Source organism: Vibrio sp. J2-4 (assembly GCF_021728155.1).
Taxonomy (GTDB): Bacteria; Pseudomonadota; Gammaproteobacteria; order Enterobacterales; family Vibrionaceae; genus Vibrio; species Vibrio diabolicus.
This window is the reverse complement of record NZ_JAKKCN010000010.1, coordinates 1-20,767: the sequence shown is the minus strand read 5'-3', so window position 1 is coordinate 20,767 and position 20,767 is coordinate 1. Positions and strand designations below refer to the sequence as shown.

At 47.2% G+C, this 20,767-nt stretch carries 23 protein-coding genes; 10 read left to right on the top strand and 13 right to left on the bottom strand.

Annotated elements, in window-relative coordinates; translation table 11 throughout:
- Nucleotides 1-22: 22 nt before the first annotated feature.
- The 4 genes from L3V32_RS23055 to L3V32_RS23040 form a co-directional block, all read right to left on the bottom strand.
- Nucleotides 23-1,009, bottom strand: coding sequence for a serine/threonine protein kinase (locus L3V32_RS23055; protein WP_237285350.1), 987 nt, complete (start codon nucleotides 1,007-1,009; stop codon nucleotides 23-25).
- A gap of 54 nt (nucleotides 1,010-1,063) precedes the next feature.
- Nucleotides 1,064-2,485, bottom strand: a complete 1,422-nt coding sequence (ccoG, locus tag L3V32_RS23050) for a cytochrome c oxidase accessory protein CcoG (RefSeq protein ID WP_006742922.1) — start codon at nucleotides 2,483-2,485, stop codon at nucleotides 1,064-1,066.
- 313 nt (nucleotides 2,486-2,798) lie between these two features.
- A complete protein-coding gene (locus L3V32_RS23045) occupies nucleotides 2,799-3,065 on the bottom strand; it encodes a YihD family protein (protein WP_048625604.1) in 267 nt (88 codons plus the stop codon).
- Nucleotides 3,066-3,231: 166 nt separating this feature from the next.
- On the bottom strand, nucleotides 3,232-3,399 hold the full coding sequence (locus L3V32_RS23040; RefSeq protein WP_005379043.1) for a hypothetical protein: 168 nt from the start codon (nucleotides 3,397-3,399) through the stop codon (nucleotides 3,232-3,234).
- Between the two features lie 296 nt (nucleotides 3,400-3,695).
- Between L3V32_RS23040 and L3V32_RS23035 the strand changes: the two genes are divergently transcribed.
- Together L3V32_RS23035 and L3V32_RS23030 are read left to right on the top strand one after the other, a co-directional pair.
- The gene (locus tag L3V32_RS23035) at nucleotides 3,696-4,502 is read left to right on the top strand and encodes a sporulation protein (protein ID WP_005394045.1); all 807 of its coding nucleotides are present in this window, start codon (nucleotides 3,696-3,698) and stop codon (nucleotides 4,500-4,502) included.
- A 70-nt stretch (nucleotides 4,503-4,572) separates the two neighbouring features.
- Complete coding sequence (locus tag L3V32_RS23030; protein ID WP_005394044.1) at nucleotides 4,573-5,226, top strand: hemolysin III family protein; 654 nt, start codon at nucleotides 4,573-4,575, stop codon at nucleotides 5,224-5,226.
- A 38-nt stretch (nucleotides 5,227-5,264) separates the two neighbouring features.
- Here the strand turns inward: L3V32_RS23030 and L3V32_RS23025 are convergent, their stop codons facing one another.
- The 6 genes from L3V32_RS23025 to def form a co-directional block, all read right to left on the bottom strand.
- The gene (locus tag L3V32_RS23025; RefSeq protein WP_237285330.1) at nucleotides 5,265-5,849 is read right to left on the bottom strand and encodes a DUF3157 family protein; all 585 of its coding nucleotides are present in this window, start codon (nucleotides 5,847-5,849) and stop codon (nucleotides 5,265-5,267) included.
- 25 nt (nucleotides 5,850-5,874) lie between these two features.
- On the bottom strand, nucleotides 5,875-7,320 hold the full coding sequence (locus L3V32_RS23020) for a TrkH family potassium uptake protein (protein WP_237285328.1): 1,446 nt from the start codon (nucleotides 7,318-7,320) through the stop codon (nucleotides 5,875-5,877).
- Nucleotides 7,321-7,329: 9 nt separating this feature from the next.
- Nucleotides 7,330-8,706, bottom strand: a complete 1,377-nt coding sequence (gene trkA / locus L3V32_RS23015; RefSeq protein WP_005394041.1) for a Trk system potassium transporter TrkA — start codon at nucleotides 8,704-8,706, stop codon at nucleotides 7,330-7,332.
- A 64-nt stretch (nucleotides 8,707-8,770) separates the two neighbouring features.
- Complete coding sequence (gene rsmB / locus L3V32_RS23010; RefSeq protein WP_005394040.1) at nucleotides 8,771-10,054, bottom strand: 16S rRNA (cytosine(967)-C(5))-methyltransferase RsmB; 1,284 nt, start codon at nucleotides 10,052-10,054, stop codon at nucleotides 8,771-8,773.
- A gap of 80 nt (nucleotides 10,055-10,134) precedes the next feature.
- A complete protein-coding gene (fmt, locus tag L3V32_RS23005; protein ID WP_006742927.1) occupies nucleotides 10,135-11,082 on the bottom strand; it encodes a methionyl-tRNA formyltransferase in 948 nt (315 codons plus the stop codon).
- Between the two features lie 33 nt (nucleotides 11,083-11,115).
- A complete protein-coding gene (def, locus tag L3V32_RS23000) occupies nucleotides 11,116-11,634 on the bottom strand; it encodes a peptide deformylase (protein WP_005379068.1) in 519 nt (172 codons plus the stop codon).
- 138 nt (nucleotides 11,635-11,772) lie between these two features.
- On the opposite strand from def, the gene L3V32_RS22995 reads away from it, so the two are divergent.
- The 4 genes from L3V32_RS22995 to L3V32_RS22980 all read left to right on the top strand — a co-directional run bounded on the left by L3V32_RS22995 (nucleotide 11,773) and on the right by L3V32_RS22980 (nucleotide 15,088).
- Nucleotides 11,773-12,867 (top strand): LysM peptidoglycan-binding domain-containing protein, encoded by a 1,095-nt coding sequence (locus L3V32_RS22995; protein WP_237285326.1) that lies wholly within the window; start codon nucleotides 11,773-11,775, stop codon nucleotides 12,865-12,867.
- Nucleotides 12,851-13,960 carry a DNA-processing protein DprA gene (gene dprA / locus L3V32_RS22990; RefSeq protein ID WP_237285324.1) on the top strand — a complete coding sequence of 370 codons (1,110 nt, stop codon included), beginning with the start codon at nucleotides 12,851-12,853 and terminating at the stop codon, nucleotides 13,958-13,960. The genes L3V32_RS22995 and dprA overlap by 17 nt, the downstream gene beginning before the upstream one ends.
- 2 nt (nucleotides 13,961-13,962) lie before the next feature.
- Nucleotides 13,963-14,442 carry a DUF494 family protein gene (locus L3V32_RS22985; RefSeq protein ID WP_005379074.1) on the top strand — a complete coding sequence of 160 codons (480 nt, stop codon included), beginning with the start codon at nucleotides 13,963-13,965 and terminating at the stop codon, nucleotides 14,440-14,442.
- 76 nt (nucleotides 14,443-14,518) lie between these two features.
- Complete coding sequence (locus L3V32_RS22980; protein WP_005386647.1) at nucleotides 14,519-15,088, top strand: type I DNA topoisomerase; 570 nt, start codon at nucleotides 14,519-14,521, stop codon at nucleotides 15,086-15,088.
- 65 nt (nucleotides 15,089-15,153) lie between these two features.
- On the opposite strand, the gene L3V32_RS22975 is transcribed toward L3V32_RS22980, so the two are convergent.
- Together L3V32_RS22975 and purE are read right to left on the bottom strand one after the other, a co-directional pair.
- A complete protein-coding gene (locus tag L3V32_RS22975) occupies nucleotides 15,154-16,287 on the bottom strand; it encodes a 5-(carboxyamino)imidazole ribonucleotide synthase (protein WP_237285323.1) in 1,134 nt (377 codons plus the stop codon).
- A 4-nt stretch (nucleotides 16,288-16,291) separates the two neighbouring features.
- Nucleotides 16,292-16,777 carry a 5-(carboxyamino)imidazole ribonucleotide mutase gene (purE, locus tag L3V32_RS22970; RefSeq protein WP_005379082.1) on the bottom strand — a complete coding sequence of 162 codons (486 nt, stop codon included), beginning with the start codon at nucleotides 16,775-16,777 and terminating at the stop codon, nucleotides 16,292-16,294.
- A 199-nt stretch (nucleotides 16,778-16,976) separates the two neighbouring features.
- On the opposite strand from purE, the gene L3V32_RS22965 reads away from it, so the two are divergent.
- The 4 genes from L3V32_RS22965 to L3V32_RS22950 all read left to right on the top strand — a co-directional run bounded on the left by L3V32_RS22965 (nucleotide 16,977) and on the right by L3V32_RS22950 (nucleotide 19,701).
- Complete coding sequence (locus L3V32_RS22965; RefSeq protein ID WP_046874602.1) at nucleotides 16,977-17,534, top strand: L-threonylcarbamoyladenylate synthase; 558 nt, start codon at nucleotides 16,977-16,979, stop codon at nucleotides 17,532-17,534.
- Nucleotides 17,535-17,581: 47 nt separating this feature from the next.
- Nucleotides 17,582-18,499 carry an oxygen-dependent coproporphyrinogen oxidase gene (hemF, locus tag L3V32_RS22960; protein WP_065645011.1) on the top strand — a complete coding sequence of 306 codons (918 nt, stop codon included), beginning with the start codon at nucleotides 17,582-17,584 and terminating at the stop codon, nucleotides 18,497-18,499.
- 101 nt (nucleotides 18,500-18,600) lie between these two features.
- Nucleotides 18,601-19,434 carry a shikimate dehydrogenase gene (gene aroE, locus L3V32_RS22955; protein WP_237285322.1) on the top strand — a complete coding sequence of 278 codons (834 nt, stop codon included), beginning with the start codon at nucleotides 18,601-18,603 and terminating at the stop codon, nucleotides 19,432-19,434.
- A 3-nt stretch (nucleotides 19,435-19,437) separates the two neighbouring features.
- A complete protein-coding gene (locus L3V32_RS22950) occupies nucleotides 19,438-19,701 on the top strand; it encodes a DUF1488 domain-containing protein (protein ID WP_012841273.1) in 264 nt (87 codons plus the stop codon).
- A gap of 7 nt (nucleotides 19,702-19,708) precedes the next feature.
- Here L3V32_RS22950 and L3V32_RS22945 read toward each other — a convergent pair whose 3' ends face one another.
- Nucleotides 19,709-20,257, bottom strand: a complete 549-nt coding sequence (locus L3V32_RS22945; RefSeq protein ID WP_237285321.1) for a gamma carbonic anhydrase family protein — start codon at nucleotides 20,255-20,257, stop codon at nucleotides 19,709-19,711.
- Nucleotides 20,258-20,767: the final 510 nt, after the last annotated feature.

The following is a 20,767-nucleotide window of genomic DNA, read 5'->3' as shown; positions in this document are numbered from 1 at the left end:
ATTTTTGAATTTGTGGCCTGACTTACCATTGAGGCATTAAAGACAGCGGTGCTTCTTCTAGAGCGGCGATCTGCTCTTTAAATGCAAGGACCTGACCTTCCCAGTATTTTGGCTCATTAAACCATGGAAAAGCGAGAGGAAACGCAGGGTCATACCAACGTTTTGCTAGCCATGCCATATAGTGCACCATTCGTAGACCGCGAAGTGGCTCAATTAGTTTCAATTCTGCGGGGTTAAAGTCGCAAAACTCTTGATAAGCTTCTAAAACAATATCTAGCTGCATCAGTTTGTCTTGGCGCTCACCATTAAGCAGCATCCATAAGTCCTGCACAGCAGGGCCGTTACGAGCGTCATCCAAATCAACAAACATAGGGCCATCTCGCCACAAAATGTTGCCTGGGTGGCAATCGCCATGCAGCCGAATGGTATTGAAGCCTTCTTGCCAGTGGCTTTCAATCGATTTGATCAGCATATCCAAGTCATTGAAGAAGCTGTTCTCCAAGTGCATTGGAATCATGTTGGCGTTTTGCAGAATCTCTCTTGGTTGATACAGGTATTCTTGCAAGCCAATCGTTGGGCGATGTTGGAAGGCTTGGCGGCTACCCACTTTGTGGATGCGCCCAAGGAAACGCCCTACACCTTCGAGCTGATCTAAGTTGTCAACCTCGTACTGGCGACCACCTACGCTCTCAAACAGCGCAAAGGCATAGCCTTGATAGTGATGCAGGGTTTCACCGTTGATGCGCACAGGTGGTGCGACGGGGATTTCGTTGCCAATTAGTTCTAAAGTGAAGTCGTGCTCCTCTTGGATCTGTTCGTTGCTCCAACGTTCAGGGCGGTAGAACTTGACGACATAACGACGACGCTCTTCGTCAGTGAATTGATAAACACGGTTTTCGTAGCTATTGAGGGGAAGAAAGCCTGATTCTGCGCGAACGCCGATGCTTTCTAACGCGTACCACATAAAATCTGGGGTAAGGGCGTCAAAGTTAAACATACTTTGGGACATATAAACAAAAAGGCTCATTGCTGAGCCTTTTTCCATTAGTCACTGAAGTAGACGCTATAGTTTTTTTATAAAGCGGCTTTCCACTTCAATGGTGAATTCGTTGCTCTTATCGGTGAGTATAAACTGAATTGTCGTAATCGCAGAGTTTAGCTTGTCAGGATCGGCGCCAAGACTCATTGGTAAGTTCAATACCTCACCTGGCTGTACCTGAATTGTCTGCTTACCATACCAGCTTACATCGGATAGCCCTTCAACATCCAACGAGTACTCTTGCACTTGCTGGGTTTTGTTGATTACTTTGAGGGTGTAGGTGTTTTCTACTTCGCCTGAGCTATTTACGCGGAACAGTTGGTTACGGTCGCGAATAACACTCATGCCTGCTGGGTCTACCGCTGCGATTTGGGCAAAGAACAGACCAATCATGACCAGTAGTACAGCTCCATAGCCCAGCAGCTTCGGACGCATGACTTTGGTACTCTTACCCGATAAGCGATGCTCTGTGGTGTAGCTGATTAGGCCTTTTTCGTAACCCATGCGATCCATGGTGTTGTCACACGCATCAATACAGGCACCACAGTTAATACATTCATATTGTAAGCCGTCACGAATATCGATACCTGTTGGGCACACCTGTACACACAAATCACAATCAATACAATCACCCAAACCAAGTTGCTTTGGATCGGCTTTGCGTGGACGTGGACCACGCTTTTCACCACGTTTTGCATCGTAGCCAACAATGAAGGTGTCTTTATCAAACATGGCAGACTGGAAGCGCGCGTAAGGACACATGTGAATACACATGATGGAACGCATCCAACCAGCATTACCATAAGTACAAATGGCAAAGAACATTACCCAAAAGACGGGCCAGAAGTTGGCGTTAAAAGTGAAAAAGTCGATAACCAATTGCTTCATTGGAACGAAGTAGCCAACAAAAGTAAAACCAGTGGCGAGCGCAATGGCAAACCAAGCGATATGTTTGATGGTTTTGCGCATCGCTAAATTTGCCGTCAGCTTATTGGAGTCCTGCTTACGACGCTTATTGGCGCTGCCTTCCAGTTTCTCTTCAAACCAGATATACATGAAGGTCCAGACGGTTTGTGGGCAGAGATAGCCACACCAAACTCGACCTAAGAAGGTGGTAATAAAGAACAACCCAAACGCCGCGATCACAAATAGCAAGGCGAGTAGGGTAAGATCTTGCGGATACAACGTGGTACCGAAAAAGTTGAACTGCTGGTTGCCAATATCGAGCAAGATCGCTTGACGTTCACCGTAAGGGATCCACGGTATCAAAGCGAAGAGAAGCAGTAAGAACCAACCACCGTAACGACGCAGTTTCTGGTAAGTCCCTTTGCTTTCGCGTACATAGATGCGATTACTTGGGTTGAACCGATCCCCATTCCCTTTATGAGTCTTAGGGTTGTAGGTTTTAGGAGTCACATCTTTGATATCGATCTTATCCTGACTCATGCACTCATCCTTCTTAGGCTTTTATAATGTACGGCGTCATTTCTATTGATGTCGCTCGATGACATTGCTACTTCGTCCTTATCATAAATCATGACCGGACATAATTATTTTAGTAAATACTGATGAACGGCGATTATACAATCAATAACAATTCCTTTTCTTTAACGCAGTCAACGTTTAACAACAAAAGTCAGTACAGTTAACCTGATAATTGGCTGAACAGTTATAACCAATTGTGGGACTAAAAATTTTAGTTATAAAAAAGCGACTCACTTGAGGGAGTCGCTTAAAGAATACTGGGCTGTTGAACCGGTTATTTGATGATGCCACGAGCGCGCAGAATCGCAGTTTTAAAATCATCTTCTTGGTCTTTCTTAAGACCTGGGATCATTTCGTCTTTGCTGCTGTTACGCATTTTAAGGTGGTAGATCAGCACGTCGTCGGTCAGATCTTCTAGCTTACCTTCGTAGCCTGCTTCTTTCGCTAGCTTCACGATGAACTGCAGTAGGTTCATTTCTTGGTCTTTATGCCATTCAGGCTCTAGTAGCTCAAGCAGCTCTTCAATGCGATGACACTTCATTTCTTTCTCCACAGAATTTATAGGTGTAATTAGCTGTAAAGGTACCAAATTGCTTTGCGAAGACCAAATAGGAAAAACTATCTATTTCACTGTGTTTTGTTCTAAGTCGTTGAGGTGGTTTGAGTCGCGTGCAAAGAAAAAAGCGCAGCTGGCGCCGCGCTTTTGATTAAGCTGCTTTGATAACTTTGGCCGGAACACTCGACATCATTGCTGTCTTCTCAACCAATGTCATTGCTGGCGCAACTTGCTTTGCCTTTGGTGCAGTAGTAAAGCCACTGCGGCGGCGCATTGCACTAGTATTAGTGTGTGCGAACCTGACTGTTGTTGGGCGCATTAATTTACCTAACTGTCAGGCATATCCATTGCCGATGTAATGGCCTGAATCATTATGAGCTAGGCTCCAACAAGATTGAAGAATCACTCTTCTGGCTCTCGCCAATCCAGTTAATGAATCAGGAATACCGATATGCATGCATATCACGTATAAGATTAGCATCCTTGTAATAATTGGTCGATAGTTGAGCAATTGAATTGTTTAGATTTTGTCATTTTGTCGCGATGATCGAGGCAATTTTTGTTTGATCCCTCGATCAGCAGTAGTAGTATGAGATCTCGACGAAGGAGGTGCCTATGTCATTTTTGAAGAAGACACTTGCCAGTTTTGGGATTGGGAGCGCTAAGGTCGACTCAATCCTAAATCAAGACGTGCTATATCCTGGTCAAAGTGTGGATGTGTCTATCCATGTTTATGGTGGTGCCACTGAACAAGCGATCGACAACATCGATTTAAAACTGTGTTGTCGCTATATCGCGGAAGCTCCTGATGACCGTGGTGCGCGAGAAGGACACAGCATGCGCCGAGTACCTCAGACTCATGTGCTTGCTAAGTGGAGCCTCCCTTATGCGTTTACCATCCATTCCGGCGAAGAGCGTACCTTCGATGTTCAGCTCGATGTGCCTTGGAATACGCCTGTCACCATTGGTGACGCCAAAGTGTGGCTCGAAACCGGCTTGGACGTTGCTGCTGCTTTAGACCCGACCGATAAAGACATCCTCACCGTTCGACCTGATCCACTAATGGATGCGGTGTTATCCGCATTTGAAGCGCAAGGTTTGCGTATTCGCCAAGTGGAGTGTGAGGAAGTAAAAGGGTTCGACCTGCCATTTGTGCAAGAATTTGAGATGGTGCCGACTGACGGGCCATACCATGGCGTGTGGCGTGAGTTAGAATTTGTCGCTCATCGTAGCGAGCAAGAACTCAAATTATGGTTTGAAGTTGACCGCACACGCAAGGGCGAGGGTGGCATGCTCGCAAGCTTACTGGGTAGCGGAAAACTCAAACGAGAGTTGACCATTCCAGCCACGACTAAGCTTGATCAAGTGGGCGAACTTGTACTTAATTATCTCGATCAAACCACGGCCGTTCATGAGTCTTAATTTAAGCTTACACGTGTAAGCCTAATGTGCCATACTAGAGCAAATTTCAAACTCTAGTATAGGCGCATTGATGTCTGAACTGCAGAAACCTCAATACAGTCAACGCGAAGAACTGGCCAATACCATCACTCATGGCATTGGGATGATTTTTGGTATTGTTGGCTTGATACTGCTGCTAATCAAAGCCATAGACCAGCAAGCTGATACGCTGACGCTGGCCAGTATGGCTGTCTACGGCGCGAGTATTATCGTGCTATTTTTGGCTTCGACGCTGTATCATGCAATTCCGCACCCCAACGCCAAACGCTGGCTAAAAACTTTCGATCACTGCGCCATTTATCTGCTCATTGCTGGCAGTTACACGCCTTTTTTGTTGGTGAGTTTACGTACGCCGCTCGCGTTTGGTTTGATGATTGTTATCTGGACCATTGCTCTACTCGGCATCATCATGAAAGTCGCGTTTGTTTACCGATTTAAAAAGCTTTCCTTGATGACGTATTTGGTCATGGGCTGGCTGTCGTTGATTGTGATTTATCAGTTGGCGATCAACTTGGATATTGGCGGACTGACATTACTCGCAGCTGGTGGGATTGTGTATTCACTGGGGGTGATTTTCTACGTTGCGAAGCGTATTCCATTCAATCATGCGATTTGGCACGGCTTCGTTTTAGCGGGTTGTGTGTGTCACTTCTTCGCAATTTATTATTTTGTCGAGCCTATCTAACGGATAGATATGAACTCGACAAAACATGTGTTATCACATTAACGAGTTTTCACTTCTAACACTTTGGCTGAAAACTGGTATTGCTGAGACTGCGGCACTGCCAGTTTGATGCTTTTACCCTGTTCTGCTTGTTGTGGTCGCAGGTAAGTATCCGCCATTCGCTTGATGGATTGCCAAACTGTGACTTTTTCTTTCGCCAGTTGCTGGCCAGACATATCAAATACCAGAACTTCCACTTCAACTTGAATCACCGATTGTGAGCTTTGATTGGTAATGGACGTTGGCAGTACGAGCTCACCATCTTGATAGCTCGCGGAGCCAATCAGTACGTCGACACCAGAGTCAGACAGCTGCATGGTTGGCTTTTTGGCGTTTACCACCACAGTAGTGCCAACAGTTTTCGTCACAACTGGAATTGTCGCAATTGCGGGAGCTGCGATCGTTTCAACCGCGCCTATTGTCGCTTGCGTCTCTGTTGCTTGCTGCGCAGGTTTTTTCATGACGTATTCCCAAGTAAAGTCATCGTTTAACTTCACTTCTCGACCATCGGCTAAAGTGATGACTTCAGCGGCGTATGTGGATGAGGTGGCAAGTAGGGTCGCCAGAGTAATCCATGTTTTCATTGTTATACCTTTTATTTGTGTTTGCTTAACGGCGCCAAAACGCAGGGAAGAACAGTACAAGAATAGTCAGAATTTCCAAGCGGCCCATTAACATGCCAAAGCTCAGGAGCCACTTGGCGGTATCTGGCAGAGGCGCGAAGTTACCCGTCGGTCCAATCACGTTTCCCATACCTGGGCCGACGTTGGCTACCGCAGTGATGGCACCAGAGATGCTAGTGATGGGGTCTAAACCCAGCGCACTCAAGCAACCCGCGATAAAGATGATGGTGATAAAGAACATCAAGCCAAACGCGACCACTGAGCGAACAATGTCATCATTCACTGGGCGCTGGTTGTAGCGCTGTACAAACACACCTGAAGGGTGAATCAATTTCATCATCTGTTTGTTCAGCAGTGTCATTGCGATTTGGAAACGGAAGATTTTGATCCCACCAGACGTTGACCCCGAACATGCGCCCGCCATCATTAAGAAGGCAAAAAGAGTTGTGGGTAATGCGCCCCACGCGGTGAAGTCCTCTAAGCCAAAGCCGGTTGTGGTGACGACAGAGACGATATTAAACATCGACACTCGCAGCGCATCCAGAATGGTGTATCCATCTCGAATCACTAACCAGGCTGAAATCACTAAGCTTGAGAAAACGAACAGGTACGCGAATCCTCGAACTTGAGCGTCGTTAACCAATACATCAATACGGCGTTTACGTAACGCGGCGATGAAGAGCAAAAATGGCAAGCCACCTAAGAACATAAAGGTAGTGGCCACCCAGTGTGCGCCATTAGAGAAGTGGTTCATCGACCCGTCGGATGTAGAGTATCCGCCCGTTGATAGCGTGGTAAAGGCGTGATTGATCGCTTCAAACAGGTTCATGCCGGTGACCAAGTAGCCCACAATGCATAAGCCAGTAAGCATCAAATAAACCGCTACGATGTTTTTGGCGACCGTTTTTGCTCTCGGGCTACTTTTATCCGACCAATCGGATGATTCGGTTTGGAATAGCTTCATACCACCGACATTGAGCATAGGTAGCACCGCCACCGCCATTACGATAAAACCAATCCCCCCAAGCCACTGCAAAATAGAGCGCCACAGCAAGATGCTCGGCGCCATGTTGTCTAGGCCACTGAGCACCGTTGAGCCCGTCGTGGTGATACCCGACATCGTTTCGAAGTAGGCGTCGGTGAAGCTGATGTGGTTGATGAACACAAACGGCAAGGCGGCAAACGCACTGGCGATGGTCCAAACCAAACTGGTGATGAGGAACATATCGCGTACGCTGAGTTTGAACTTGGCGGTTCGACCGATCGTTAGGCAAATGAAGGCGGCAAGGTGCGTGATCACAACGGCTTGGGCGAAATCGAGGAATCCCCCCGTACCGGTAAAGAAAGCGACCAAAGTCGGCACGTACATAAACAGGGCCAGTTTGGATAAAACCAGCCCGATAACAAACAGTACGGGACGTAAGTTGACCATAGGAAAATCCTAGAGGAAGAATGGACTCGGCTGGAACAGCGCTTCGACGTCTGATACGTATTTTTTGTTGACCAGGAACATCACCACATGGTCATCCTGCTCGATGACCGTACGGTCGTGGGCAATAAGGACTTCTTCGCCACGAACGATAGCACCAATGGTGGTCCCAGGTGGGAGCTTAATATCTCCAATCGCACGTCCAACCACTTTGGATGTACTTTCATCACCGTGAGCGACGGCTTCAATTGCTTCCGCAGCGCCGCGGCGAAGTGAGGATACGTTCACGATATCAGCGCGACGAACGTGCGTTAGCAAGGCTGAAATAGTGGCTTGCTGAGGTGAGATCGCCACATCAATTACGCCGCCTTGTACCAGATCTACATAAGCGCCACGTTGGATCAGCACCATTACTTTTTTCGCACCCATGCGTTTTGCCAACATCGCAGACATGATGTTGGTTTCATCTTCGTTGGTCAGCGCGATGAAGACGTCGACTTGGTCGATATTCTCTTCCGAGAGAAGCTCTTGGTCTGCCGCGTCGCCGCAGAACACGATGGTGTTTTCTAGCTCTTCTGACAGTTTTTCTGCACGTTGGTAGTTACGTTCAATCAGCTTCACGCTGTAGTTTTGTTCTAAGCGCTTTGCGAGACTGGCACCAATGTTACCCCCGCCAACAATCATGATGCGGCGGTACGGTTTTTCTAGGCGCTGAAGTTCACTCATCACTGAGCGAATATGGTTGCTTGCGGCGACGAAGAACACTTCATCATCGGCTTCAATGATGGTGGTGCCTTGAGGACGAATCGGGCGACCTTGACGGAAAATCGCCGCCACACGGGTATCGATGTGCGGCATGTGCTCACGCAAAGCAGACAGCGCATTACCCACCAGTGGGCCACCGTAGTAGGCTTTTACCGCCACTAGGCTGACTTTCTGTTCAGCAAAGCTCACCACTTGCAGCGCGCCCGGGTATTGGATCAGACGTTCGATGTAGCTCGTAACGAGTTCTTCTGGGGCGATAAGGTGATCGACAGGAATGGCGCCAGATTTAAACAGGGCTTCTTTTTCTGCCAAGTATTCTGGAGAGCGAATACGTGCAACGCGGTTTGGGGTGTTGAATAGAGTGAACGCGACCTGACAGGCGGCCATGTTGGTTTCATCAGTGTTGGTTACTGCGACGAGCATATCGGCGTCTTGCGCACCAGCTTCGTGCAGCACGTCGGGGTGGCTCGCATGGCCATTGACCACACGCAGGTCGTATTTGTCCTGCAATTCACGCAGTCGATCGGCATTGTTATCGACGATGGTGATGTCGTTGTTTTCACCCACTAGGTTTTCTGCCAGTGTGCCGCCAACCTGACCTGCACCAAGAATAATGATCTTCATACTCTTTTCTCGTTATCTGAAAAAGGCGATTGAAATCACTCCAATCGCCCTATTTAGCATGCTGTTACGCGTGTGTTTTAGTTAGCACTGCGTAGTAGAAACCATCCATGTCTTCTTCGCCTGGTAGAATTTGACGACCAGGCTGGTCGGGATCAGAATCCAGCAGTTGCGCATCCGCGGTACGTGCTAAAAACGCTTTTACTTGCTCCACGTTTTCTTGCGGTGTGATTGAACAAGTCGCGTAAACCATTGTGCCGCCGGGTTTCAGTTGCGTCCACATGGCATCAAAAATTTCACTTTGTAGCTCTGCTAATGCGGCGATGTCGTCTGCACGACGTAGCCATTTGATGTCTGGGTGACGACGAATCACGCCAGTCGCAGAACATGGGGCATCCAGCAAAATGCGATCAAATTGCTCGCCTTGCCACCATTCTTGTGGATTACGCGCATCACCGCAAACCACTTTTGCCTGAAGGTTGAGACGCTTCAGGTTTTCATGCACACGTTTCAGGCGTGTGTCGTCGCAGTCAATTGCGACCACTTCACTGCCCGACGTGCGCTCTAGAATGTGCGCCGTCTTGCCACCTGGCGCAGCACAGCAATCTAAAATCAGTTCGCCGTCTTGTGGTTTTAGGTAGTTGATCGAAAGCTGCGCTGCCGCATCTTGGACCGAAACCCAACCTTTATCAAAACCAGGTAGCTTCATCACGTCACATGGTGCGGCCAATTTTATGGCGTCCATTGCTTCTGTGTGTGGCGTGCTATCAATGTTTTCATTTTTGAGTAGCGCAAGGTATTCATCACGAGTGTGATGTTGGTGGTTCACACGCAGCCACATTGGTGCTTTTTGGTTGTTCGCTTCAACAATGCTTTCCCATTGCTGTGGGTAGGCCTCTTGCAGCAGTTTTAGTAACCAGCTTGGGTGACCGTACTTACCAGCGTTGTTGCTGACCGCCATTTGGTCGAGTTCTTCTTGGTTGCGCTGGTAGTTACGCAATACAGCGTTAATAAGACCGCGTAGACGAGGACCTTTCAGCTCTTTGGTACCTTCAACCGTTTCACCGACTGCAGCATGCGCAGGAATACGCATGAAGCTTAGTTGATAAATGCCTACCAAAATAAGGTGATGGAAAACGCGTTGTTTGCCTTTTAGCGGCTTATCCATCAACTGGTTTGCAATCATTTCTAGGCGAGGTAGGTAACGTAGCGCACCGTAACAGATCTCTTGTAGCAGAGCGTGGTCACGAGGTCGTACCGTTTGTTGAGCCGCTGGAAGAGCGCTTGAAAGTGAGTGGCCCTTGTCGACGACAAGATACAGGACGTTAGCAGCCGCAGCGCGAACATTCATGATGAGTACCTTAAAGTAAAGGAGGGCATCTCTGCCCTCTAAAAGTTCGTATTATTGGGGATGATAACCCCTAGTATGGCTTAAACCAGCAGAGTACCAACTTCAAACCAAGCCGCACGCGAATTCAGAATATCCTGAACTGACATGGCTTTTTTGCCAGGAACTTGCAGTTGTTCTAGCACCAGTACGCCGTTGCCTGTCGCAACATAAATACCAGTTTTATCTGCTTGCACAATAGTGCCCGCTGGCTTGTCACTGGTTTGTTCCGCCACACGGCTTTGCCATACTTTGATGCTGTTTTCAGCCGCTTCAAAGTGGCTCATTGGCCATGGGTTGAATGCGCGAACGCAACGCTCAATGTGTGCCGCGTCGTCGTTCCAGTTAATGCGTGCTTCTTCTTTGCTTAGCTTCTTCGCGTAGTTTGCAAGCTCGTCATCTTGCTTCACTGGCTCAGCTTTACCTGTTGCGATGTCTGCTAGGCAGTCAATCAGGGCTTCTGGGCCAAGCTCAGCCAATTTTTCGTACATTGAAGCGCTGGTATCTGTCGCTTCGATTGGCAGCGTTGCAATCTTCAGCATATCTCCTGTGTCGAGACCGATGTCCATCTGCATGATGGTCACGCCAGTTTCTGCATCGCCCGCCCAAATAGAGCGTTGGATTGGAGCCGCACCACGCCAACGAGGTAGGATAGAACCATGTACGTTGATACAACCCAGTTTAGGGGTATCAAGAACCGCTTGTGGTAGTAGCATACCGTACGCCACGACAACCATGAGATCGGCGTTCAGATCGGCAAGTTCTTGTTTCGCTTCGTCGGACTTAAAGCTTTCAGGTTGGTAAACCGGGATGTTGTGTTCCAGCGCCAGTTGTTTTACCGGTGGCGCAGCCAATTTCTTGCCACGACCCGCTGGACGATCTGGGTTTGTGTAAACCGCGATGACTTCATGCTCCGAAGACAACAACGCCGCCAAGTGACGGGCGGCGAAATCCGGAGTACCTGCAAAGACAATACGTAAAGACTGACTCAAGGTAGGCTTCCTTCTAATTGGTATGGTTCGAGATTAAGCGTTTTGCTGCTTCTCGTTAAAGCGTTTGATTTTCGCTAGCTTGTCCTGAATGCGTTTGCGTTTCAGTGGCGATAGGTAATCCACGAACAGCTTACCTTGTAAGTGATCAAGCTCGTGTTGAACACAAATCGCTAGCAGGTCGTCGGCTTCAAAGGTGAACTCTTTGCCATCACGATCCAGTGCTTTAACGGTAACTTCTGCAGCGCGAGGCACAAGTGCGCGTGCACCTGGTACCGACAGACAGCCTTCTTCGATGCCATCTTCGCCACGCTTTTCCAGAATCTCAGGGTTGATTAGCACCATCGGCTCATCGCGAGTTTCTGAAATATCAATCACTACGATACGTTTGTGGATATCAACCTGCGTTGCAGCAAGGCCAATACCTTCTTCGTCGTACATGGTTTCAATCATGTCATCGACGATTTTTTGAATCTCAGGCGTCACCGCTTCAACAGGCTTTGCGACTGTGCGCAGGCGATCATCCGGGAATGTTAATACTTGTAATACAGACATATTCACTCGAAATATTGAACTGTGCCGAAACAGCACAAACCTTGTTGGCTCAATTCTAGACATTTTATAGCCTAAATGACAGCATCCTTGCACCAATTTCCATTCTGGTTCCTGCTTAATAGACCAAGGACGAGGGTCATGAATCGAATTTTCCGCAACGTTGCCAGTGTTACGTTGCCGTTACTTTTCTCTTTCAACGCTGTAGCAAATGTGGATGCAAACCCACTGACTGTTAAAGATGATGCGCCACAAACATATGTAGTCGTGAAGGGCGATACGCTATGGGATATTTCGGCCATGTACTTGGATAGCCCGTGGTTGTGGCCTCGTTTATGGCAAGTAAACCCGGAAATCGACAACCCTCATTTAATTTATCCCGGTGACAAGCTGTCTTTGGTGTGGATTAACGGTCAGCCCGTATTGAGCCTAAAACCGGTAAAGAAGCTGAGCCCGAAAGCACGCATCACAGAAAAGAAAGCGGTGCCAACCGTTGCTGAAGGTTTGGTGATGCCGTACCTCAAATCGGATCGATTGCTGGATCAAGATGCGTTGAATAGTGCAGCAAAAGTGATGGGTAGCAGCAAAGGCAGTAAGTATCTGACAGCAGAAGATGTGCTGTACATCGATGGCAAGCAGACCGCGACAGGCTGGGCTATTTACCGACCAGTAGAAACGTTCTCGCGTGACGATGTGTCTAAAGAGATCACCGCGCTGCGTTTGATTGCCAAAGGTGAGCTCGTTGAAGCTTCGAGCGATTATTCTGGTTTGAAGATCACGTCTCAATTGCAAGAAATCCTGCGTAACGATATCGCGTTGCCAAATCAATCAGTCGAGAACACTGACTTCACAACAACGTTCTACCCTATGCCGTCGCCACAAGGCAGTTCTGCAAAGTTGCTGGGCAATATCGAAGGTATTCGCTTTAGTTCAACTAACCAAGTCGTGGTGATTGATAAAGGCACGTCAGACAATCTGAAACAAGGCAGTGTGTTTGATTTAAAAGAAGACGCGCACCCAGTTTACAAAGACGGCGATGAGTTCAAGAAAGAGTTTGGCGTGCTTGATAAGAAAATTACTCTGCCACAGAGTAAAGTTGGCGAATTGCTTGTGATTCGTCCGTATCAGTACTTTAGCTTGGCACTGATCACTAACAGTACGAAACCCATTAACCAAGATGTTTCGGTGGTGTCACCGTTGGCGAACGAATTAACCATCGATGAATCGACGAAATAACGATGATCTCGCTGCCTGGTTAAAACTGAGTTGTTTACCAGGCATTGGCGGGGTCAAAATGAATAAGCTACTGGCAAGAGACACGCCGCGTAACATCGTAAACTTCTCTCCCGAACAGCTACAACAACTTGGGTTAACAACCAAGCAAATTCAAGCTTGGGCTTCAACAGATAAAGAAGTTGATGCCTGTTTAAGTTGGCTTGAGGCTTCTACAAATCATCATATCCTGACACTGACTGACCCGCTTTATCCACCTCAACTCAAACAAATCGTTGCGCCGCCACCTCTGCTTTTTGTTCAAGGAAATTCTACTTGTCTTTCGCAGCCACAGATAGCAATGGTTGGCAGCCGAAATGCGAGTATTGATGGCTTACAGCATGCACGCCACTTTGCCGCAGAATTTGTTCAGCACGATTTTATTGTCACCAGTGGTCTCGCTTTAGGCATTGATGGCCATGCGCATGATGGTGCGTTGCAAGCAAAAGGTAAGACGATTGCGGTGCTAGGATCTGGTTTAGCAAATATTTATCCGGCACGTCATCGTGGTTTAGCGCAACGTGTTATTGAACACGGGGCTTTGGTGTCTGAGTTTCGGCCTAATGCCAAGCCGCGCCCAGAAAACTTCCCGCGTCGTAATCGTATTATTAGTGGATTATCGCTTGGTGTGTTAGTTGTGGAAGCGGCGGAAAGGAGTGGCTCGTTAATTACTGCTCGTTACGCGCTTGAGCAAGGTCGAGAAGTGTTTGCGCTGCCAGCTTCGATAAATGCCCCTAATGCCAGCGGTGGCAACCAATTGATACGTCATGGTGCTTGCCTCGTAGAAAAGACGAAAGATGTCTTAGATGAAATACAGTCTTTGCTTGATTGGTCTATTAATCAGAGTACCGATTTATTTTCTACGTTAAATGATGAAGAAGAATTGCCATTTCCTCAGCTGTTAGCTAACGTAGGAAGTGAAGCTACACCGGTTGATATTCTTGCAAACAGGACCAATATACCTGTCCAGGAAGTCATGATGCAGCTCTTAGAGTTAGAACTCTCGGGGCATGTCGTTGCGGTTTCAGGTGGCTATATTCGAAAGGGGAGGGGCTAGCTATGATGATGGATATACTGATGTATCTATTCGAAACCTACATCCATAGCGATGCAGAGTTACAGGTCGAACAAGACGAGTTGGAAGAAGAGTTGCTTCGTGCTGGCTTCCAACAAAAAGATATCTACAAAGCCCTTGTCTGGTTAGAAGAGCTTGCCGCATTGCAGCAAAGTGACACCTCTTCTGCAATCTCGACTTGCATGGCTTCGTCATCAACTCGTATCTACACAGCGAAAGAGATGCAGCGTTTAGATTTGGAATGCCGAGGATTTCTATTGTTTCTCGAGCAAATCAATGTGTTAACCACAGAAACTCGCGAAATGGTGATTGACCGAGTGATGGGATTAGAAACGAGTGAGTTTGAGCTTGAAGATCTCAAATGGATCATTCTGATGGTGCTGTTTAATGTGCCTGGCAACGAAAACGCTTACACGCTAATGGAAGAGCTGTTGTATACCAAGGAACAAGGGATTCTTCACTAACCATCTAGGCAAGTTCGAGTTTAGCTAGCAAGAACGCGAGCTTGTCTTTTGGTGTGTTTTTCACGAAACGGTAAGTATGAGTAGTAAAATCGACAACACCCTTTTCTCTGCCCATGAACACGCATTGGAACACGAGCCGTGTCCTAAATGTGGCAGCGAGTTGACCCTCAAACATGGCAAACACGGTCCCTTTCTTGGCTGTAGCCACTATCCAAGCTGTGATTACATCAAAGCCCTGCACAACAATGATGGACACATCGTCAAAGAGCTTGGCGTTCCTTGTCCAGATTGTGGTAACGAGTTGGTATTACGCCAAGGGCGTTATGGGATGTTTGTTGGTTGCAGTAACTATCCGGCGTGCCATCATATTGAGTCGATTAATCAACCAGAGCCAGAAAAGCAGTCGCAAGAGCACCACGCGTGTCCTGAATGCGGTAAAGGTCATTTAGTTGAACGTAAGACGCGTTTTGGTAAAACTTTCTACGCATGTGATAACTACCCTAAATGTAAATTTGCAGTGAATCTCCCTCCGGTAAAGGGGAGGTGCGAAGAATGTGGTTTTACTCTGTTGGTGGAGAAGAAACTCGCCAGTGGTGTGAAATTGCAATGTGCCAACCGTAAGTGCCAGCACACTCAGCAAGGGTAAATACATCAAAGGAATTAAAAAGGGTCGCATCGTGCGACCCTTTTTTGTTTTTTTGCTGCCAAACGTTAGTGTTGAGGCTGTTTAGCGAACGCTTGCACAGCAGGGAAAGCTATTGGGTCTAAGATGTCTGCCAGAGCGCACAACCTACGGTGTAATTCTCCTGGGTAGTCACCACATACGTTGATGTGACCCATTTTTCGCCCTTCACGCTTCTCTTTGCCGTACCAATGGATGTGACAACCATCCATGGCGAGAAGCGCTTCTGGTAGTGTATCTTCACCAAGAATATTGATCATTGAGGTTTCACGAACCAATTTCGTACTACCTAATGGTAAGCCGCATACTGCGCGCAGATGGTTTTCAAACTGACACGTTTCTGCACCTTGCTGTGTCCAGTGACCAGAGTTGTGCACGCGTGGGGCAATCTCATTCACTAACAGTGTGCCATCGACATCAAAGAACTCTAATGCCAGTACGCCAACATAATTCAGGCTGTCAGCTACAGCGGTGAACATCTGCTTGGCTTGCGCTTGAAGTTCTGGCGCATCAATTGCGGTGGATAAGCTCAGTACGCCATTGATGTGAACGTTTTCTGCTAGAGGGTACACTTCAACGCTGCCATCTTTACCGCGAGCACCTACAAGTGATACTTCGCGGTTAAAAGGAACAAACTCTTCAGCAACAATCGCTTGAGTTGGTGTTGCCGCGATGCACTCTGCCATCTCAGTCCAAATGTCGTCGACTTGAGAAGCTTCTTTTAAGCGCCATTGACCTTTACCATCGTAACCTCCCAATGCACTTTTCAGAACCATTGGCATACCAACGTGTTCAATTGCGCGCTCAAAGTCTTCACGAGTTTCAATCACGTAGTATTTCGCGTTGCGCACGCCAGCATCATCAAGCAGTGCTTTTTCAATACGGCGATCACCACCTGCTTTGATGGCTTGCGTACTTGGTAGGAACTTGCCGCTCGCTTCGCAAACCTTGAGCACGTCATGTGGAATATGCTCGAACTCGGCAGTAATCACATCAACTTGCGTAATCGCATTTTCCAAGCCATGGCCAAGTACCTGTTGAGTTAAAGGGTGAACGACATCACCGCTGCTGACATCGTAAGCTGAAATTTGAATATTCAGTGGCGCACCAGCCAGAGACATCATTCGAGCCAATTGACCCGCACCAAGAACCAGTACATGCATCTGATTAATCCTCAGCTGGATTTGGGTTAGCCAGTACGGTTTCCGTCTGTTCATTGCGGAACGCTTCTACCTTCGCCATGATGTTTTCATCATGAGTGCCTAGGATTTGCGCTGCTAGGATACCTGCGTTTGCTGCGCCCGCTTCGCCAATCGCTAATGTACCAACCGCAATTCCCTTTGGCATCTGTACAATAGAGAGCAGTGAATCCATACCTTTCAGTGCACGAGACTGAACGGGAACACCAAGCACTGGCAAACTAGTAAACGCAGCAGCCATACCTGGTAGGTGGGCTGCACCACCTGCGCCTGCGATGATAACTTTGATGCCGCGTTCTTTTGCGCCACTGGCGTAGTCCGCCAGTAATTGAGGAGTTCGGTGTGCTGACACGACTTTTGTTTCGTAAGGTACGCCAAATTGGTCTAGCATGTCCGCTGCTAGTTTCATGGTTGGCCAATCGGATTTAGAACCCATGATGATACCGACTTTCATCTCAAACTCCTTCAAGCTGCAAAATTAGGTGAGCTGATAAATTTGTGCGCATTATACGGGGATTTTTATCTCAAGCAAACGTTTGCGTCTTGTTGTTGACGCTATTGATATATTTTATAAAAAAATTGCTTTAGTGTCTGAGAATGAATATTTGTACACTTAGTGAAAATAATACAGTCAGACAATCAGGAAGTAATCGGTGGATAACTTTGAACAAGTGCTCAACGCACTACAACAAGGCGAAGTGATTGCCTACCCAACAGAAGGGGTTTTTGGTGTCGGATGCGATCCAGATAACCCAGAAGCAATTCAAAAACTGCTGGAGCTCAAGCAGCGCCCGGTGGAAAAAGGGCTGATTCTGATCGCTGCAAGTTATGAGCAGCTCTTGCCGTATATTGATGAATCTCAACTGACTCGAGAACAATTAGCGACCGTTCATGCAACTTGGCCAGGTCCATACACTTGGATCATGCCTGCGAGCGATAAAGTCTCCAACTGGGTTTCAGGGCAGTTTGATTCAATTGCAGTTCGTGTGACTGATCATCCTTTGGTTCAAAAGATGTGTAATGCATTCGGAAAGCCGTTAACCTCTACCAGCGCGAATCTTTCCGGCTTGCCACCGTGTATGACCACGGAAGAAGTCGAAGAGCAATTGGGTGACAAGCTGGTGGCCATTCTTCGTGGTGAAACCAGCGGTCGTGATAAACCCAGCGAGATTCGTGACGCCAAGACTTCACAAATATTAAGACAGGGCTAACCCTGCTTGCCAGTCATCAACCGGTATCACGTAATAGGTAATAACGTATGTCAGCAATCGATAAGCACGCCGTAAAGCAGTTCCTGATGTCACTTCAGGACTCCATTTGTCAGCAGTTAGAACAAGAAGATGGAGAGGCCGTCTTTGTCGAGGATGCATGGCATCGTGAACCGGGCGAACGTCTTGGTGGCGGTGGGCGCTCACGTGTTATGCGTGATGGCCTTGTTTTCGAGCAAGGTGGGGTGAACTTCTCGCATGTAGAAGGGAAAGAAATGCCAGCATCTGCGACGGCACATCGTCCGGAGCTAGCGGGTCGCCGTTTTGAAGCGATGGGGGTCTCTTTGGTTATCCATCCCAAAAACCCTTACGTCCCAACTTCTCATGCGAATGTGCGTTTCTTTATCGCTGAGAAAGAGGGCGAAGAACCAATTTGGTGGTTTGGTGGTGGTTTTGACCTGACTCCTTTCTATCCTTTCGAAGAAGATTGTCAGTCATGGCACGATACAGCTAAGGCAATCTGTGCCCCATTTGGTGAAGAAGTATATGCAGAACACAAAGCGTGGTGTGATAAGTACTTCTTCTTGCCACACCGAAATGAAACTCGTGGTGTTGGTGGTTTGTTCTTTGATGATTTGAATCACTGGGAGTTTGATAAGTGTTTTGATTACATCAAAGCGGTGGGTGAAGGCTATTGCCAAGCTTATTTGCCGATCGTGTCTCGTCGTAAAGACATCGAATATGGCGAGCGCGAACGTGAATTCCAACTTTACCGTCGTGGTCGTTATGTTGAGTTCAACTTAGTGTACGACCGTGGCACTTTATTCGGTTTACAAAGTGGTGGGCGTACCGAGTCGATTCTGATGTCGATGCCGCCGTTAGCACGATGGGAGTACCGCTACGAACCAGAAGCAGGAACGCCTGAAGCCGAACTTTACGATCGATACCTGAAACCACGCGAATGGTAAGCACGGAATCTCCTTTTCTATATAGATAGATAGTGATAGGGTCATCGGTAATCAGATGGCCCTGTTTTCTCTATATCTAAGTAAGGAATAAAGGTAAGGAAATGACCCTGCAAATCGATCGTTACGCCGTGTTTGGTAACCCTATCGGGCACAGCAAGTCGCCATTTATCCATACACTCTTTGCTCGTCAAACGAATCAGTCCCTAACATACACCGCAGAATGTGCGCCTGTGGGTGGATTTATCGAGGCGGCGAAAGCATTTTTTGCTGACGGCGGCAAAGGCTGTAACGTGACCTTGCCTTTTAAAGAAGATGCCTATCAATTTGCCAGCCGTTTGACCGAGCGTGCTCAGCTTGCTGGAGCAGTGAATACACTTAAGAAGCTTGATGATGGTGAAGTCATTGGTGATAACACCGATGGTGCAGGCTTAGTGCAAGACTTGTTGCAGCATCAAGTCGTTTTAGAAGGTGCACGCATCCTGATCATAGGAGCTGGTGGTGCCGCTCGAGGAGTGATTAAACCATTGCTCGATCAAAAACCAGCCTCTCTAACGATAACTAATCGTACATTTTCCAAAGCCGAAGAATTGGCAGAATTGTTTTCTGCGTATGGCCCTGTTACAGCAAAAGAGATGAATACCATTGCTGAAGAGTACGACGTCGTAATTAACTCCACATCTGCATCATTGAGTGGTGAGTTACCTGCAATCTCTTCCTCGGTATTCGCCACCAATAGTACAAGCTACGATATGATGTATGGCAAAGGTGATACCACATTTAACCAATGGGCTAAGCAACACGGTGCGGCACATGCTTATGATGGTTTAGGTATGTTAGTTGGCCAAGCTGCTGAGAGTTTTATGTTATGGCGCGGTCTTCGTCCTGGAGCTAAACAGATTTTGCGTGAATTAAGAAAGAACCTTGAAGGTCAATAAGCGATGAATCAATCCATCTTATTCCCAGACATGCAATCCTGGGATGAAGTATCACAATCAGTAAACTTTGCGGCGCAACAATCTGGTGCGTTAATAGAATGCTTTGTGACGAAACAAAAGTTAGAAAAGTTATCTGGCTCAGAGTTAGATACGGAGCAGGCCGTGCTCTCTGCTTTTATTGACTACCGATTTGATCTGGAAGAAATAGCAGAAGAGTTAATAGAAGATGAAGCCTTCAACGAAGAAGGCCATATTATCATCGGCTAACAGACCTTTAGTTCAAGTCTTCTACTTCATGTAAGTAGTCGTTTTTGTTTTGAACATAGTTATTGGCAGACTTTTGCAAAAAAGCTCGTTCTGTCTCTGATAGAGGGCGAGCTTGTTTTACTGGACTACCGACATAAAGATAACCGCTTTCTAATCTCTTTCCTGGCGGTACTAAACTGCCCGCTCCAATCATCACCTCTGATTCAATAACGACAGCATCTAAAACAATCGCCCCCATACCAACCAATACACGATCGTGTATCTCACAACCGTGCAGCATCACTTTGTGGCCAATCGTAACGTCATTGCCAATAATAAGTGGATAGCCGTTTGGGTTTTCGGCGTTCTTATGGGTGACATGCAAAACACTGCCATCTTGAATATTAGTTCGATCACCAATGTGAATGTGGTTCACATCGCCTCGTGCCGCTACTAATGGCCAAATGCTAGAATCGTCCCCAATACGGATATCTCCGACTAACACTGAGGTTGAGTCAACGTAAACACGCTCACCAAGTTGGGGCTTTGTACCTTTGTAGCTTCTAATTGAGCTCATCTTTTCTCCTTATTAGGGGCGATTACTGGGGACATGGAGGTAGAATAGTAGTGAAAACTCGCCTTTTAGAATAAAAAACACCCAAACGATAAAAAAATCAAAAAAAACGTGAAAAAGGGCTTGCCAATGTGATCGCAATCTCTATAATGCCACCTCGCTGACACGGCAACGCTTCGAAAGAAACGAAGTCGAGGTTAGCAAGCCAAATTAGCCAAGCGGAAACGCTTGAGGAAAGTTTGAAAAAAGTGATTGACACTAAACTTTAACTCGCTAAAATGGCCGTCCTGTTTTGAGTAAAGCTCAACAGGAAAAGCTCTTTAACAATATAGACCTATCAATCTGTGTGGGCACTCGTTGATGATAATCCAATTAGAAACTTCGGTTTCAAATTAGGTTTCAATGAAACGAAGTGACCATTGAATCTTCGGATTCAGCACAGTCAATTCAAACATTACTTTATGTAATGTTCAGTATTCATTGAGCCGAACAAAATCTTAAATTGAAGAGTTT

What these genes read in the sequence shown, in the direction of transcription:
- L3V32_RS23055 (WP_237285350.1), bottom strand. Translation starts at nt 1,009, where the DNA reads ATGTCCCAAAGTATGTTTAACTTTGACGCCCTTACCCCAGATTTTATG.
- ccoG (WP_006742922.1), bottom strand. Translation starts at nt 2,485, where the DNA reads ATGAGTCAGGATAAGATCGATATCAAAGATGTGACTCCTAAAACCTAC.
- L3V32_RS23045 (WP_048625604.1), bottom strand. Translation starts at nt 3,065, where the DNA reads ATGAAGTGTCATCGCATTGAAGAGCTGCTTGAGCTACTAGAGCCTGAA.
- L3V32_RS23040 (WP_005379043.1), bottom strand. Translation starts at nt 3,399, where the DNA reads ATGCGCCCAACAACAGTCAGGTTCGCACACACTAATACTAGTGCAATG.
- L3V32_RS23035 (WP_005394045.1), top strand. Translation starts at nt 3,696, where the DNA reads ATGTCATTTTTGAAGAAGACACTTGCCAGTTTTGGGATTGGGAGCGCT.
- L3V32_RS23030 (WP_005394044.1), top strand. Translation starts at nt 4,573, where the DNA reads ATGTCTGAACTGCAGAAACCTCAATACAGTCAACGCGAAGAACTGGCC.
- L3V32_RS23025 (WP_237285330.1), bottom strand. Translation starts at nt 5,849, where the DNA reads ATGAAAACATGGATTACTCTGGCGACCCTACTTGCCACCTCATCCACA.
- L3V32_RS23020 (WP_237285328.1), bottom strand. Translation starts at nt 7,320, where the DNA reads ATGGTCAACTTACGTCCCGTACTGTTTGTTATCGGGCTGGTTTTATCC.
- trkA (WP_005394041.1), bottom strand. Translation starts at nt 8,706, where the DNA reads ATGAAGATCATTATTCTTGGTGCAGGTCAGGTTGGCGGCACACTGGCA.
- rsmB (WP_005394040.1), bottom strand. Translation starts at nt 10,054, where the DNA reads ATGAATGTTCGCGCTGCGGCTGCTAACGTCCTGTATCTTGTCGTCGAC.
- def (WP_005379068.1), bottom strand. Translation starts at nt 11,634, where the DNA reads ATGTCTGTATTACAAGTATTAACATTCCCGGATGATCGCCTGCGCACA.
- L3V32_RS22995 (WP_237285326.1), top strand. Translation starts at nt 11,773, where the DNA reads ATGAATCGAATTTTCCGCAACGTTGCCAGTGTTACGTTGCCGTTACTT.
- dprA (WP_237285324.1), top strand. Translation starts at nt 12,851, where the DNA reads ATGAATCGACGAAATAACGATGATCTCGCTGCCTGGTTAAAACTGAGT.
- L3V32_RS22985 (WP_005379074.1), top strand. Translation starts at nt 13,963, where the DNA reads ATGATGATGGATATACTGATGTATCTATTCGAAACCTACATCCATAGC.
- L3V32_RS22980 (WP_005386647.1), top strand. Translation starts at nt 14,519, where the DNA reads ATGAGTAGTAAAATCGACAACACCCTTTTCTCTGCCCATGAACACGCA.
- L3V32_RS22975 (WP_237285323.1), bottom strand. Translation starts at nt 16,287, where the DNA reads ATGCATGTACTGGTTCTTGGTGCGGGTCAATTGGCTCGAATGATGTCT.
- purE (WP_005379082.1), bottom strand. Translation starts at nt 16,777, where the DNA reads ATGAAAGTCGGTATCATCATGGGTTCTAAATCCGATTGGCCAACCATG.
- hemF (WP_065645011.1), top strand. Translation starts at nt 17,582, where the DNA reads ATGTCAGCAATCGATAAGCACGCCGTAAAGCAGTTCCTGATGTCACTT.
- aroE (WP_237285322.1), top strand. Translation starts at nt 18,601, where the DNA reads ATGACCCTGCAAATCGATCGTTACGCCGTGTTTGGTAACCCTATCGGG.
- L3V32_RS22950 (WP_012841273.1), top strand. Translation starts at nt 19,438, where the DNA reads ATGAATCAATCCATCTTATTCCCAGACATGCAATCCTGGGATGAAGTA.
- L3V32_RS22945 (WP_237285321.1), bottom strand. Translation starts at nt 20,257, where the DNA reads ATGAGCTCAATTAGAAGCTACAAAGGTACAAAGCCCCAACTTGGTGAG.